Below are 14408 nucleotides of genomic sequence, written 5' to 3'. Positions count from 1 at the left end.
TTGCATGGTCACACTGTAGGGGCGCGCCCGGCTTGCCGCCAGCGGCGTGCGACAGGCCGTCATTTTCACGGTATGGAAGGCGCTGGAGGCCAGAAAACGCTGATCTGGAACAAGATTTCTTTTCTTGTAATGTGCGCAAGCCGTCCTATACTGAATACCTCACTCTCGCAAGGAGGGCAACATGCTTTTGTTTGCAGATACCGGGGATCAATCGCTATCCCCCCCTGACCATCGAATCACGCGCCAGCGTAGCGCCACGCAGTCCTGCGCCGAGCCCGTCGGTGCGCCATCGGCGATACCGCCGATCATCATCAATCCGTTTAATTACCATGCGCCGCTGCCGGCCATCGACCCGCGCTGGGTGCCGCCGGGCCCGCCGCTGACCTGGCCCAACCGGCCTGCCATGTCCATGTGCTGACAGTCGCGTGGGAAGATGCCGGACGGAAGTGTTGAACGCTCACCCATGCCGCCGGGAACGCGGCACGGGCGGGCGTTTTCGACTATCATGCTAGCCCCGACCTTCCATCACGAGCACCGCCATGAGTACCGATTTCCCCGACTTTTCCGACGAAGCAGCCGAGCAGGACAATGACGCCCCGATCCAGGAGCCGCGCCTGTGGGTAGGCAATGGCTGGACGGCGAGGGTGATCAAGAACGAGGAAGACGAAGGCTGGGCCGTGGCCATGATCAAGGATGGTGAACCGGAGCCGGCGCTGGTGGGCCCGTGGACCATGGGCCGCGACAAGAAAAACCCGAAGCCGCTCGACGTCAACGCGTTCAATACCCTGGTCAAGACGGCGTCGGAAGTGCTGCGCCGCCACGAGCAGCAGCTGCATGCGCAATTGCACAAGAACCTGTTCGTCGCCACCGACGAGGGGCAAGTCAAGGTGATGTTCGACATCGTCCCCGACGAAGACCACCCGTACGCGGAGCTGAGCGCCTACGACGCCGATGGCGAACAGATTGCCAAGGTGCGCACCTCGGCTGCGTTCAAGTTCAACGCCACGTCAGCGGCGAACTGGATCGAGGGCGGCTACCGCCGCCCGTAATCCAATGCCACCCCCGGCGTCAACAATGTGTCGGATTACGCGTGCCCTTCGGCCACGCTAATCCGACCTACCTCCTCTTTTTTTCTGCGATACGCGAGCCGGTACAGCAGCGGCAGGCGTAGGTCGGATTAGGCCTGAAAGGCCGTAATCCGACGCCGCCAGAGCCAACAATGTGTCGGATTACGAATCCGACCTACCTCTTGCGGCATACGCGAGCCGGTACAACAGCGGCAGCACCAGCAATGTCAAGGCTGTCGACGACAGGATGCCGCCGATCACCACGGTGGCCAGCGGACGCTGCACTTCGGCGCCCGTGCCCGTGGCGATCGCCATCGGCACGAAACCCAGCGACGCCACCAGCGCCGTCATCAGCACGGGCCGCAGCCGCGTGATCGCGCCTTCCCGTATGGCATCCTGCAAGGGCATGTCCTGTTCGCGCAGCTGGCGGATGTAGGCGATCATCACGAGGCCGTTCAGCACGGCCACGCCGGACAGGGCGATGAAGCCGACCGCCGCCGAGATCGACATGGGTATGTCGCGCAGCCACAGGGCGACGATGCCGCCCGTCAAGGCGAACGGGATGCCGCTGAACACCAGCAAGCCATCCTTCACGTTGCCGAACATGGCGAACAGCAAGACGAACACGAGGGCCAGCGCCACGGGCACCACCAGTTCCAGGCGTTTCGTGGCCGACTGCAGCTGCTCGAACTGGCCGCCCCAGCTGGTCCAGTAGCCGGCGGGAATGGCCACTTGCGCTTGCAATTGCTGCGTGGCGTCGGCGACAAACGAGCCGATATCGCGCCCGCGCACATTCGCGCTGATGACGATGCGGCGCTTGCCGTCTTCGCGGCTGATCTGGTTCGGCCCCGGCGCTACTTGCAGGCTGGCTACTTCACCGAGCGGAATGAAGCGGGCACGGCCTTCCGCCGCTGCACCCAGCGGCAAGGCGATGGGCAGGCGTTTCAGCTGCTCCAGGTCGCTGCGCAGGCTGTCGGGCAGGCGCACGACGATGTCGAAGCGGCGGTCGCCCTGGAACAGGGTGCCGGCCTCTTGCCCGCCGATGGCCGTGGCGATCGCCGCTTGTACGTCGGCAATGTTGAGGCCGTAGCGGGCCGTCTGCTCGCGGTCGATCTGCACCGTCAGCATCGGTAGCCCCGTCGTCTGCTCGACCTTCACTTCCGTCGCACCGGGAATCTTGTCCAGCACGCCGGCGATCTTCGCGGCCGTACTGTCGAGCACGGCCATGTCATCACCGAACAGTTTGACGGCCACGTCGCTGCGCACGCCGGAAATCAGTTCATTGAAGCGCAGCTGGATCGGCTGGGAAAACTCGTAGTTGTTGCCCGGTAAACTGGTGGCCGTCGCTTCGATTTCCGCCAGCAAGCGCTCGCGCGATTTTCCCGGTTCCGGCCACTGGTCGCGGGGCTTGAGCATGATGTAGCCGTCGGAAATATTCGGCGGCATGGGGTCGGACGCGATCTCGGCCGTCCCCGTGCGGGCGAACACGCGCGCGATTTCCTTGTGGTTTGCCATGAGCTTGCTTTCCAGCTGCTGCTGCATGGCCAGCGACTGGCTCAAGCTGGTGCCGGGAATGCGCAGGGTCTGGATGGCGATGTCGCCCTCGTTCAGGCTGGGCACGAATTCGCTGCCCATACGTGTTGCAAGCAAGCCCGACAGCACTACGGCCACGGCCGCGCCCGTCAGCACGACAGGCGTGTTGCGCATGACCTTGTCCAGCAGCGGTGCATACCAGCGCTTGGCGGCGCGCATGATGGCGTTTTCCTTTTCCGCCACCTTGTCGCCGATGAACAGCGCCACGGCGGCCGGGATAAAGGTGATCGACAGCAGCATGGCGCCCAGCAGGGCGATGACCACCGTCAGCGCCATCGGCGTAAACATGCGGCCTTCCACGCCCGTCAGCGCGAAGATGGGCAGGTACACGACCATGATGATCAGCTGGCCGTACAGCAGGGGGCGGCGTGCCTCTTGCGATGCGGCAAACACTTCCTGAAAACGTTCCTGCAAGGTAAGCGGCCGTCCCAGTTTCTGCTGCGCATGGGCCAGGCGGCGCACGCAGTTTTCCACGATCACGACGGCGCCATCGATGATGATGCCGAAGTCCAGCGCGCCCAGGCTCATCAGGTTCGCGCTCACGTGGTATTGCACCATGCCCGTAAACGTGAACAGCATGGCCAGCGGAATCACCATGGCCGTGATGACGGCCGCACGGATATTGCCGAGGAACAGGAACAAAATGGCGATCACCAATACCGCGCCTTCCAGCAGGTTTTTCTTCACCGTATTGATGGCCTTGTCGACCAGCACCGTGCGGTCATACACGGTGACGGCGTGCACGCCTTTCGGCAGGCTGCGGTTGATCTCCACCATCTTTTTATCGACGGCTTGCGAGACGGCGCGGCTGTTCTGCCCGATCAGCATGAAGACGGTGCCGAGCACCACTTCGCGGCCGTTTTCCGTGGCCGCGCCCGTGCGCAGCTCGCGCCCCAGCACCACGTCGCCCACGTCGCGGATGCGAATCGCCACGCCCTGCACGTTGGCGACGACGATGTTGCCGATGTCGCTTTTGGACGCCACCTGGCCCGGCGCGCGTATCAGCAGTTGCTCGCCCTGTTTTTCGATATACCCGGCGCCCACGTTGCTGTTGTTGCGCTCGAGCGCCGTCACCACGTCTTGCAGGCTGATGCCGTAGGCAGCCAGTTTTTCCGGGTACGGCGCCACCTGGTATTGCTTGGCGTAGCCGCCGATGGCATTGATTTCCGTGACGCCCGTGACGTTGCGCAACTGCGGCTTGATGATCCAGTCCTGGATTTCGCGCAAGTCCGTCGGCGTGTACGGCGTGCCATCCGGCTTTTTCGCGCCGTCCTGCGTTTCCACCGTCCACAGGTAGATTTCGCCGAGGCCTGTGGAGACGGGGCCCATCTTGGGCGTGATGCCGGACGGCAGACTTTCTTTGGCTTCCTGCAAGCGCTCGTTGATCATCTGGCGCGCGAAATAGATGTCCGTGCCATCCTTGAAGATCACGGTCACTTGCGACAGGCCGTAGCGCGATAGCGAGCGCGTCTGTTCCAGATTCGGCAAGCCGGCCATGGCCGTCTCGATGGGGAAGGTGACGCGCTGCTCGGTTTCCAGCGGCGAATAGCCGGCGGACTGGGTATTGATTTGCACCTGTACATTGGTGATGTCGGGCACGGCGTCGATGGGCAGCTTTTGATAGCTGTAGATGCCCAGGCCGGCCATGGCAGCCACGGCCAGCATCACCAGCCAGCGCTGGTCGATGGCGAAGCGGATCAAGCGTTCAAACATGATGGTTTCCTTAGCTTTGACGTGATCAGTGTTCGTGGCCGGCGGAGTCCTTGCCCAGCTCGGACTTCAGGACAAAACTGCCTTGCGCCGCATACGGCGTGCCGGCGGCCAGCCCCTGCTTGATGTGCGTCAATGTGCCATCGCTGCGGCCGAGTACCACGGGCGTGGCCTGGTAGCCATCCTTGACTTGCACGAAGACGACGGGCTTGTCTTCCGCCGTCTGGATGGCCGTGCTGTGCACGGTGACGGGCGCGTCCGCTTCGCCGGACACCACTTCCACCGTGACGAACAGGCCCGGGCGCCACGCCATGTCCGGGTTCAGCAAGCTGATGCGTGCCTTGGCCGTGCGCGTCTGTTCGCCCAGCAAGGCGCCCACGTAGGTGATCGTGCCCTGCGCGCTGGCGTCGAAGGCACTGGCTTTCACCTCCGCCTTGCCTCCCATGCGCACGGTGGCCAGGTCTTTCGCCGGCACGGCGATTTCCGCCCACACGGTCGACAGGTCGGAAATGACGAAGATGTTCGCGTCTTCCTTGACGGCTTCGCCCAGGGTGATATGTTTTTCCAGCACCATGCCGTCGAACGGCGCGCGGATGTCGTAGCGGTTCAGCGGACCTTTGCTGATACCGCTGGCGCCCAGCGCGCTGAGCTTTTGCTGCGCATTCTGCACGGCGATTTCCGCCTCGCGCCACGCCTGCTGCGCCTGCAGGTAATCCTGTTCGGCCGAAATTTTCTCGCGCCACAGTTTTTCCTCGCGCTCATACGTGGAGCGGGCCAGCGACAAGCGCCGCTGCGCCGACAGCAGCGCGCTGCGCTGTTCCGACAATTCCGTACTGGCGATGACGGCCAGCACTTGCCCCTTTTTCACCAGCTGGCCCAGGTCCGCCTGCACGGCTTCCACCACGCCGGCCAGGCGCGGCACGACGTGGGCCGTACGGTCTTCATTGAACCGGATTTCACCGGGCAGGGCCACCGTCGTCTTAATGCGGCCGGGCGCGGCCGTGGCGATGACGACGCCAGCGGCCTTGCTTTGCGCCGCCGTCAATTCCAGCTTGCCTTCCACTTCTTCGTGGCCATGTTCGTCTTTCTTTTCAGCATGTGCTTCCGCCTTGACGGCAGGGGCCGGCGGGGCGTTGGACTTGCCGGTACCGAGGATGAGGATTGCCAGCACGATGCCGGCGGCCGCGATGGAAGCGATGGCGATCGTCTGCTTTTTGAGTGTGATGTTCATGGATGGTATTCCTTACAAGGGAGCTGGTGTGCCCAGCAGGCGCTCGATGTCGGCGGCGGCGTGCTGCGCTTCCGTCAGCGCGCGCAGGTATTGGTTTTTGGCTTGCAGCAAGGTGCGCTGGGCATCGAGTACGTCGAGGAAGGCGAACTTGCCGAACTCAAAGCCCTTGCTGGCCGCGTCATAGGCGCTTTGCGCGCCAGGCAAGATGTCCTGGCGCAAGCTTTCCACGTCGAGCCGGGCCGTCGCCAGGCGTTCGGTGGCGGCTGCCACGGCTGTTTGCACGGCGATGCGGGCGGCGGCCAGCTCGTCGCTGGCCTTGTCGCTGCGGCGCAGGGCGTCGAGCTTGTTGCCGGCATTGCGGTCGAACAGCGGTAGCGGCAAGGCCAGGCCGATGATGGCCTGGTTGCGGCCCAGCTCTTCCGAGCGCTTCATGCCGATACTCAGCGTGACGTCGGGCGTCGCGCGCCGCTGTTCCACGTCCAGCATGGCTTGCCGCTGCGCCAGCGCGCTGCTGGCCTGGCGCACGGCGGGCGCCTGGGCCAGGCGCGCCGCCAGTTCGCTTGCCGGGGGCAGCTCCGGCAAGGTTTCCAGGCGTCCCTCGGCCGAGGTAAAGCGGGGCGTGGGGTTGCCCCACAGGGCGGCCAGGCGCTTGCGGGCGCTGGCCAGGGTGCTGCGGGCCAGGTTCAGTTCCAGCCGCATGCTCGCTTCAGCCACGCGGGCGCGGGTTTCCTCGACGGGCGAGGCCTTGCCTGCCGTCACCCGGCGCGCCGTGATGTCGCTGGCGCGGGCGGCCAGCGCTTGCGCGCTGTCGGCCAGGCGCAAGCCTTCCTGGGCCGCCAGCACGTCGACAAAGGCGGAAGTCACGGCGGCGCGGGTTTCCGCCTGCTGCAGTGACAGGCCCGCTTGCGCCAGGTCTTCGCCGCGCTGGGCGACGGCGGCGCGCGCCCCGCGCTTGCCGCCCAGTTCTATGAGCTGGTTCAGTTGCACGGTGGTGCTGCGCGAGGCGCGCCGCGTGTCTTCCATCACGGTTTGCAGTTCCGGATTGGGCAGGGCGCGTGCCTGCTGCAGGGCGCCGCCTTGCGCCGCCAATTCGTGGCGAGCAGCCGACAGGGTGGCGTTGCCGCCCTCGGCGATTAGCAGCGCGGCGGGCAGGGTCAGCGGAGCGGCAGGTTCCACGCTGGATTGCGCGTGGGCAAAGTTGCCGGCCAGCAGGCCCGCGGAGAGTAATAATAGATAAATGGATCGGTACATCGAATTCTCCAAAGTATGGAAAAGAATTCGACGGGACGCACAGGCTAGCGCCCTGGTCAATCAGGCGTGCGTTGTGATCAGTAAAAAGGGACGTCCCGTCGGCCTAGATGGCCGACGACCAGTCTGGGCGCTTGGGAGCGTCCGGGATGTGGGAAGCGTAAAAGAAGGGGGAAGTGTCCGCGTTGACGGAGGCCGTGTCGCCGATGGGCAGGCTGGAGCCGGCCGGCAGCCATGCATGGCCGATGCCATGGCAGACGTTGCAGTCGCTGTGCGGCTGGCCTTTTTTGTCACTGGCGGGCTGCTTGTCCGCATCGGACTCGGCCTTGTGCTGGTGGCTGTGGTGGCCCAGGTGCTGCGCCGCCTTGCCTTCCTCGTGCAGGCAATACGCGCTCGCCGCGGCCCAGGACATCTGGAGCGGAAGCACGAACAGCAGAAAAATGAGGAAGAATCGGCGCATGGTGACGGCTATTGTACAGAAAGAAAGAAGGCCGTGCCCATGTCAGCGCGGCTGGGCGCGCCACGCCTTCAACTGCGCGGCGATGGCCTTGCCCTGAAACAGCTGCGGCTCGGAATGCTCTTCCGCTTCCATGCCGCCTTCGCGGAAATCGGCCGCTTCGCGCGCCTGCACCAGTACTTTGGCCTTGTCGAACGCTTCGGAAAAGCCGGCGCTCTTTGGCAAGGCTTCCTTGAAATACGCTTCGCTGAAATACGTAAAATCGTTCTGGTCGTCGCAGCCGAACGAGGTCCGGTCGCTGCGCGCGGCCGTGATGATGAGGGTATTGTCATCTTTTAAGGGCGCAATGAAGCCGCCCGCATAGCAGGCCGAGATCACGATGACTTTCCAGCGGATGCCGCTGTGCTTGAGCATGGATGCCAGCTCTTGCGCGGGCAGGCTGTGCAAGTCCATGCCGTTTTGCGCCAGCGCCAGTTCGTGCTCGGGCGAGCCGTGGCTGGTGAGGAACAGGAACAGGATGTCGTTGGCCTTGTCCATCTTCGCGCCCAGCGCGTCGAGGCTGGCGGCGATGCTGGTGCGCGTGGCCATCGGCTGCTGGGCCACCGTGTTGCGGCTGTTGACGAGCATCAATGAACGGCCCACGGTGCCGTAATCGCGGTCGAACTGGCGCTGCACGAAGGCCGTTTCGCGGTGGAACACTTCCTGCGCGCCATCGCCGGCCACGCCCAGCAGATACAGATTAATTTTCTTTGCCGCATCGCGCGGTGCGATGCGGGCCAGGGCGCCGTCGAGCAGGTTGCGCTGGTTGTACAGGGCCAGTTCGATATTGTCGCGTGTGAGCTTGTCCAGGGCAGGGTCGTCCAGCTGGCCTTCCGTCCAGTTGCCGCTGTCTTCGCGCCGGCCGTCCGCCTGCGCCACGGCGTAGCGCAGCACGCCCTTGCCGTCGAACTGGCCATTCTTGAAGCCGCCCCGGTACTCGTCGCCGTCGGCCGTGCGCAGCACGCCTTCGCCTTCGAATTTCCAGTCTTTCAGCTCGCCTTCGTAGTGGATGCCGTCGCTGGTGGTGACCTTGGCCTTGCCCTGCACCTGGCCCTGGACGAAGTCGCCTTCGAAGACGGTGCCGTCCGTGTCGGTCAGTTTGCCGACGCCGTGCGGGCGCCAGTGCTTGAAATGGCCTTCGAAGGTGGCGCCGTCGGCGCCCTGGAAGCGGCCTTGTCCCTCGAAGCTGCCCTTGACGAAGTTGCCCGCATAAATCTCGCCCTTGGGCGAGGTGTAGCGGCCGATGCCATCGAAGGCGCCCTGGCGGAAGGCGCCCGTGTATTCGACGCCGGACGCCTGGCGCAGCTTGCCCTGGCCGGAAAACACGCCGCGCGCGAAACCGCCTTCGTAAAACGCGCCGCTCGCGTACTCGAGCCGGCCCTGGCCATGCATCTTGCCCGCGACGAGGGGGCCGAAATAGCGTCCGCCATCGGCCGTTTCCGCCGCCGGCGCCTTGGCTGGCGCGGCGCACAGCGGCGGCATGCCCAGCGCGGCAAAGGCCAGCAGGCCGGCGAGGGTATAGGGACGAAGCGAGGCGCGTAGCGTGGCGGTCATGAGGACGGTCTGGTCTGTAGGAAGGGGCCTAGTCTGCCACTGTATTGCCAGCGTGGCAAATGTGCGCGTGGCGTGCGTTGCTCTGCCTCAAGGCAAGATTCTCCGTTTTATGCCGTGCCAAGGCCGGGCTGAACTGATAATATTGATTTTCAGAACATATACTTGCACAAGGTACATAGTCACCCATGGAAAGCCGCCTCAGCCGTCTGGAAGCCGTTCAAACCGTGTTGCTGGAGATCGGGCAGCGCTCGAGTACCTGCAGCGATATCAGCGAATTCCTGCAGGCGGTGCATGCGGCACTGGGGCGCATCATGTATGCGGCGAACTTTTACGTGGCGCTCAGCGACCATGACGACGGCCTCGTGCGCTTTCCGTATTTTGTCGATGAATTCGATGCCGCGCCCGATCCGGACGAGGGCGTACGCCTGGCCAGCGCCGCGCAGTCGCCCACGGCATGGGTCATCGTCAACCGCAAGCAGCTGGTGATGACGGCCGACGACGACGCCATGCGCGCCATCGGCGGTGGCGCCTGGGGCGGCGGCACGGCGGCCGAGCACTGGATAGGCTGCCCGCTGCTGGACCAGCAGCATCAGGTGCTGGGCGCCATCGTCATCCAGAGCTATGACGCGCAGCACCGCTTCAGCCTGGAAGACCAGGCCCTGTTCGCGCTGATCGCCACCCACGTGTCGAGCGCCCTGCAAGGCATGCAAAGCATGGACCGGCTGGAAAAGGCGGTGCAGGAGCGCACGGCCCTGCTGGCGCACGAGGTGGCCGAGCGGCGCCGCGCGGAAAACCTCCAGCATGCGCTGTATGAAATCGCCAACCTGTCGGCGCAGGCGGCCGACGCGACGACCCTGTATGCGCGCCTGCACGCCATCATCAGCGAGCTGGTGACGGCCAAGAATTTCCTGATCGCCCTGTACCACCCGGACAACAAGGACATCACGATCCCGTACTTCGTCGACGAGAAGGATGCGCAGGCGCCCGTGAAACGCTTTCATTACGGCATCGGCATGAGTTCGTACGTGCTGGCGCGGCGCAAGGCTTGCCTGCTGGACGCCAGCAGCTATGCGGCGCTGGTGGCCAGCGGCGAGATGGACGAGCCGCTGGGCAATGTCGGCATCGCCAGCTGGATGGGGGCGCCCATGCTGCTGGGCGACCGGAAATATGGCGTGATCATCGTGCAAAGCTATGACGAATCCGTCGTGTATGGCCAGGCGGAACTCGATGTGCTGGCTTTCATGGCCAGCCACGTGGCCGTGGCGATGGCCCGCATCCAGGCCGACAGCGCCATGCGCCAGGCCAAGGAAGCGCTGGAAGAACAGAACGCGGCCTTGAACAGCGCCCTGAGCGCTTTGCAGGAAGCGCAGTCGGAACTGGTGCGCCAGGAAAAGCTGGCATCCCTGGGGCGCCTGGTGGCGGGCGTGGCGCATGAAATCAATACGCCGCTGGGCATTTGCGTCACGGCCACCAGCCACCTGGTGCAGGAATTGAAACTGACGCGCGAAGACCTCGAAGGCGGCCAGCTCGACGAGGACGGTTTGCGGCAATTCTTCGACATCATTGACCAGACCCTGCGCATCATGACGACGAACACGCAGCGCGCCGCGGCGCTGGTGCGCAGCTTCAAGCAGGTGGCCGTGGACCAGTCGTCGGACGAATTGCGCAGCTTTAACTTGCGCAAATACCTCGATGAAGTCCTGCTGTCGCTGCAGCCCAAGCTGAAAGGCAAGCCGGTCAAGGTGGAGATCGACTGCGCGCCCGAGGTGCAGCTGCGCAGCTATCCGGGCGCCGTCTCGCAGATCGTCACGAACATGGTGGTCAATTCACTGGTGCACGGCTTTGCCGAAGGCGAGCCGGGCAAGATCAAGATCGGCGTGCGGACGGCTGGCGACATGCTGGAACTCGACTACAGCGACGACGGCATGGGCATGGACAGCGCCACCCTGGGCCAGCTGTTCGACCCCTTCTTCACGACGAAGCGGGGTTCCGGCGGCAGCGGACTTGGTGCGCATATCCTGTATAACCTGGTGACGGGACCGCTGGGAGGGACGGTGAAGGTGGTGAGTGCGCCCGGCATGGGACTACACTACAAAATCCGTTTTCCGCTGGAGCCACGTAGGTCGGATTAGCGGCGCAGCCGCGTAATCCGACGTACGCATGCTAATCCGGGAAACGCTGATTCAACGCCAGCGCTTCATCCAGATTCTCAATCAGCAACTCCACATACTGCGGATCGAGGTGGCTGCCGCTCACTTCGCGCAGGTAGCTGACCACGCGCTCCAGGGGCCAGGCATCCTTGTAGCAGCGCTTGTGCATGAGGGCGTCGAAGACGTCGGCGACGGCGGCGATGCGCGCGTATTTGTGGATGTTTTCGCCGACGAGACCTTGCGGGTAGCCGCTGCCGTCGAATTTTTCATGGTGCTGGTGGGCGATCACGGCCGCTGCCTTCAGGAGCGGGCGCTGCGAGCCGTCGAGGATGGACATGCCCACCGTCGGATGCTGCTTCATGATTTCCCATTCGACCGCATCGAGCTTGCCCGGTTTGAGCAGCACGGCGTCGGGCGTGGAAATCTTGCCGATGTCGTGCATGGGTGCCGCGTGGCGCAGCACCATGGTTTCCTCTTCCGACATGCCGGACGCCTGCGCCAGCAGCTGGCACACTTCGGCCATGCGGCGCACGTGGTTGCCGCCTTCGTGCGAGCGCGATTCGACCACGTCGCCCAGGCGCAGGATCAGCTCGGCCTGGGTATCGGTGATTTCCTGCGTCAGCAGGATGTTGTCGAAGGCGATCGCCACGCCCGAGCAGAATACTTCCAGCAATTGCGCGTCGAGGTCGGAGATTTCTTCCACGCCTTTCAAGACCAGCAGCGAGGCCTTGCCGCTGCTGTTCGGGAAATAGCCGACATAGGTGTCGCCGTGCAGGCGCGAAATTTTATTGCTCTTGGCGTCGTCCAGCTGCGACAGCAGGGACGGGCTGAGAATGCCATCGTCCGTGTCGCCGATCTGCGCGAGGATTTCATAGTCTTGTTCGCCCGAGATGGCGCTGGCGCCGCGCAGGCGCAGCAGCATGCTCGTTTCCAGGCGCAGCAGGGCGACGACTTGCTGCAGCAGGCCGCTGGCAAAGTCGCGCAAGTTGCGCTGCTTGAAGATGTGCGCCGAGGCGGCGATGACGCGCTCGAGGCCTTCGCGGTAATGGAGCTGGGCTTGGCGCGCTTCTTCCACCTTCATGATGTCGCGGTAGGCGCGCAGGGCGGCAAAGGTGGTGGTGAACAGCTTGGTGCGGTCCAGTTCCGTCTTTTCCTTGTAGTCGTTGATGTCGTAGTTGACGATCACGCGTTCTTCCGGCGCCTGTCCCGGCTGCCCAGTGCGCAGCACGATGCGCGTAAACTGGTTGCCCAAATCTTCGCGCATCCAGCGCGCCACTTCCAGGCCGCTGTCTTCGCGTTCCATCACCACGTCGAGGAAGATGAGCGCGATGCCTTCTTCGCGCGCCAGCACCTGCTTGGCTTCGGCGCCGCTGTACGCGTGCACGAAGCTCAGGGCGCGGCCTTCGAGGCGGAAACGGCTCAGCGTCAGTTTGGTGATGTCGTGGATGTCGGGTTCATCGTCGACGAGCAGGACTTTCCAGGGAGGTAACTTGGGCGATGCTGAAGACAAAAATGACATAAGGGCAAGTTCCGCTAAAAGGCATAACTGACGCAATGCTGAGACGCCCGCGCCAGGAATTCCTGTGCGCCACTACCGGCGTTGCGCGTTTTTCGGGCGCATTTTGTCGATTGTAGACTGACAGCTAAGTATTAACAATAAGCAAGAACAATTGACTAAAATCATGCAACACACGTGCTAAAAAAGCACTTTACATCCGCACTGCCGACACTATCTATACTTTATCGCTTAGGCAACTATATTTTCAAGACAATACTTTGTTTTAATTAATATTGCCAATGAATCTGCAAAAAAGTCTGCGGCCGGTCTTGTCAAAGTTGCCGTAGGAAAAGGTAACAAGGTATGAATTTCGCTTTGAACGGCGGCGCATGGGGGTATAGTGAAGCGGATCAAAAGTGGCTCATGCGCCACCCACATTTTTCCTGAAAGGATTACATCATGAAAAAGAAGATAACGCGCGCCCTGATTGCCGGCCTGGCCTTGCTGGCCAGCAGCGCGGCTTGGGCAGGAACCGAAGTGCATTTCAGCAAACCGGATCAATTCACCGATGTGCCGTTCGACCCGCAAGAACGGGAAGACGTACTGAAGGAGCTGACCCGGCATTTTGAGAAGCTGGGTACGACGCTGCCGTCCGGGCGGACCTTGAAAATCGACGTCACGGATGTGGATCTGGCGGGACGTGAGAATCCCTCCCTGCGTGCCGGCCATGATATCCGCGTCATGAATGGCCGGGTCGACTGGCCGCGCATGCGCTTGCAGTATGTGCTGGAACAGGATGGCAAGGTCATCAGCAGCGGCAATGCGGCCCTGTCCGATATGTCGTACCTGAGCCGCATCAATCCTTACTTCAGCAATGAAAAGTTGCGCTATGAAAAGCTGATGATCGACGACTGGTTTTCCGATACCTTTGGCGTCAAACTGAAGCGCCACGCGCGCAAGTAGTGAGTCAGCGGAGGTAAGCATCCTTCGATGCGCGCCTGCTCGCCGTTCTGCCGCATGGCGAGCAGGGCGGCATTCATCTTCTCGATGAACCCGTGTTGACGCCGATGGTCAGGCCGGCAAAGTCGGTCGGGAAGTGCGTGCGCGGCGTGCGCATGACGGCGTCATGGCAACACAGCACCACCAGGATGACGGTTTGCGGCGCGGCCAGGGCGCACGGCAAGGCGCCCAACAAGGCCAGAGTGAGGCACAGTCCTGCTCTTATCCGGTAATTGCATGCCGCTCCGGAATTAATTATCTTCCTGGAGCATGGCGGCCTTGAGCTGCTGTCAATCGATCCAGTTCACCTGCGGGAACTTGCTGCCGAACTCTTCCGGCATGGGCACGACCTGGCTGCGCTTGTAGTTGAAGAAGACAAAGCCGGACTTGGCCATCGCGATCAGGGTGTTGTCGCGCGGGCGCGTGATGCGGAAGGTGATGTCGCCGCCATACTTGTTGAAATCCATGACCCCGACTTCGAACAGCAGTTGGTCGCGCGCATGGGCTTCGGCGCGGTAGGTGGTGGCCAGGTCGGTGACGATGATGCCGGTGCCGTCCGCTTCGATGTCGCGCACGCCATATTCGAACAGGAAGCGGGCGCGCGCCTCGGAAATCATGGAAATCATGGAATCGTTGCCGAGATGGTTGCCGGCGTTGATGTCCGTCGTGCGTACCGTCAGTTGCGAGGAATAGCAGTACTGGTCTTCGGGAAATTCAAGTTTCAAACGGGCCATGGTGTTCTCTTGGGCTGGTGCGCAGGGCACGGCGGAAATGCCAATTCTAGCCGGTTCCCCGCGCTCCGTCGAAAAACGCGGCCTCAGGCGTGCGCCGCCATGACTGCTTGCTCATGCTTATTGGTCCA

General features: G+C 63.0%; 12 protein-coding genes. 4 read left to right on the top strand and 8 right to left on the bottom strand.

Annotated elements, in window-relative coordinates; all coding sequences use genetic code 11:
• The first annotated feature begins 181 nt into the window (after nucleotides 1–181).
• Nucleotides 182–418 (top strand): hypothetical protein, encoded by a 237-nt coding sequence (locus ACQ4WO_RS20575; protein WP_072457088.1) that lies wholly within the window; start codon nucleotides 182–184, stop codon nucleotides 416–418.
• 121 nt (nucleotides 419–539) lie between these two features.
• Nucleotides 540–1049 carry a hypothetical protein gene (locus tag ACQ4WO_RS20570; protein ID WP_034753470.1) on the top strand — a complete coding sequence of 170 codons (510 nt, stop codon included), beginning with the start codon at nucleotides 540–542 and terminating at the stop codon, nucleotides 1047–1049.
• A 180-nt stretch (nucleotides 1050–1229) separates the two neighbouring features.
• Here ACQ4WO_RS20570 and ACQ4WO_RS20565 read toward each other — a convergent pair whose 3' ends face one another.
• The 5 genes from ACQ4WO_RS20565 to ACQ4WO_RS20545 all read right to left on the bottom strand — a co-directional run bounded on the left by ACQ4WO_RS20565 (nucleotide 1230) and on the right by ACQ4WO_RS20545 (nucleotide 8899).
• A complete protein-coding gene (locus ACQ4WO_RS20565) occupies nucleotides 1230–4373 on the bottom strand; it encodes an efflux RND transporter permease subunit (RefSeq protein WP_436483040.1) in 3144 nt (1047 codons plus the stop codon).
• Between the two features lie 25 nt (nucleotides 4374–4398).
• Nucleotides 4399–5601 carry an efflux RND transporter periplasmic adaptor subunit gene (locus tag ACQ4WO_RS20560; protein ID WP_436483039.1) on the bottom strand — a complete coding sequence of 401 codons (1203 nt, stop codon included), beginning with the start codon at nucleotides 5599–5601 and terminating at the stop codon, nucleotides 4399–4401.
• A 12-nt stretch (nucleotides 5602–5613) separates the two neighbouring features.
• The gene (locus ACQ4WO_RS20555) at nucleotides 5614–6852 is read right to left on the bottom strand and encodes a TolC family protein (RefSeq protein WP_436483038.1); all 1239 of its coding nucleotides are present in this window, start codon (nucleotides 6850–6852) and stop codon (nucleotides 5614–5616) included.
• A 103-nt stretch (nucleotides 6853–6955) separates the two neighbouring features.
• The gene (gene czcI, locus ACQ4WO_RS20550; protein ID WP_436483037.1) at nucleotides 6956–7309 is read right to left on the bottom strand and encodes a cation efflux protein, CzcI family; all 354 of its coding nucleotides are present in this window, start codon (nucleotides 7307–7309) and stop codon (nucleotides 6956–6958) included.
• A 42-nt stretch (nucleotides 7310–7351) separates the two neighbouring features.
• Nucleotides 7352–8899, bottom strand: a complete 1548-nt coding sequence (locus ACQ4WO_RS20545) for a C13 family peptidase (RefSeq protein WP_436483036.1) — start codon at nucleotides 8897–8899, stop codon at nucleotides 7352–7354.
• A gap of 185 nt (nucleotides 8900–9084) precedes the next feature.
• Between ACQ4WO_RS20545 and ACQ4WO_RS20540 the strand changes: the two genes are divergently transcribed.
• Complete coding sequence (locus tag ACQ4WO_RS20540) at nucleotides 9085–11031, top strand: GAF domain-containing sensor histidine kinase (RefSeq protein ID WP_436483035.1); 1947 nt, start codon at nucleotides 9085–9087, stop codon at nucleotides 11029–11031.
• 31 nt (nucleotides 11032–11062) lie between these two features.
• On the opposite strand, the gene ACQ4WO_RS20535 is transcribed toward ACQ4WO_RS20540, so the two are convergent.
• The gene (locus tag ACQ4WO_RS20535; RefSeq protein WP_436483034.1) at nucleotides 11063–12568 is read right to left on the bottom strand and encodes a DUF3369 domain-containing protein; all 1506 of its coding nucleotides are present in this window, start codon (nucleotides 12566–12568) and stop codon (nucleotides 11063–11065) included.
• Nucleotides 12569–13006: 438 nt separating this feature from the next.
• Between ACQ4WO_RS20535 and ACQ4WO_RS20530 the strand changes: the two genes are divergently transcribed.
• Entirely contained in the window at nucleotides 13007–13510 is a 504-nt protein-coding gene (locus ACQ4WO_RS20530) for a DUF3016 domain-containing protein (RefSeq protein WP_436483033.1), read from the top strand.
• A 73-nt stretch (nucleotides 13511–13583) separates the two neighbouring features.
• Here the strand turns inward: ACQ4WO_RS20530 and ACQ4WO_RS20525 are convergent, their stop codons facing one another.
• Together ACQ4WO_RS20525 and ACQ4WO_RS20520 are read right to left on the bottom strand one after the other, a co-directional pair.
• The gene (locus ACQ4WO_RS20525) at nucleotides 13584–13742 is read right to left on the bottom strand and encodes a hypothetical protein (RefSeq protein WP_436483032.1); all 159 of its coding nucleotides are present in this window, start codon (nucleotides 13740–13742) and stop codon (nucleotides 13584–13586) included.
• Nucleotides 13743–13836: 94 nt separating this feature from the next.
• The gene (locus tag ACQ4WO_RS20520) at nucleotides 13837–14280 is read right to left on the bottom strand and encodes a thioesterase family protein (protein ID WP_034753479.1); all 444 of its coding nucleotides are present in this window, start codon (nucleotides 14278–14280) and stop codon (nucleotides 13837–13839) included.
• Nucleotides 14281–14408: the final 128 nt, after the last annotated feature.

It is taken from the genome of Janthinobacterium aestuarii (assembly GCF_051380835.1).
Taxonomy (GTDB): Bacteria; Pseudomonadota; Gammaproteobacteria; order Burkholderiales; family Burkholderiaceae_D; genus Janthinobacterium; species Janthinobacterium aestuarii.
The sequence above is the reverse complement of the archived record's forward strand: the minus strand, read 5'-3'. Positions and strand labels throughout refer to the sequence as shown.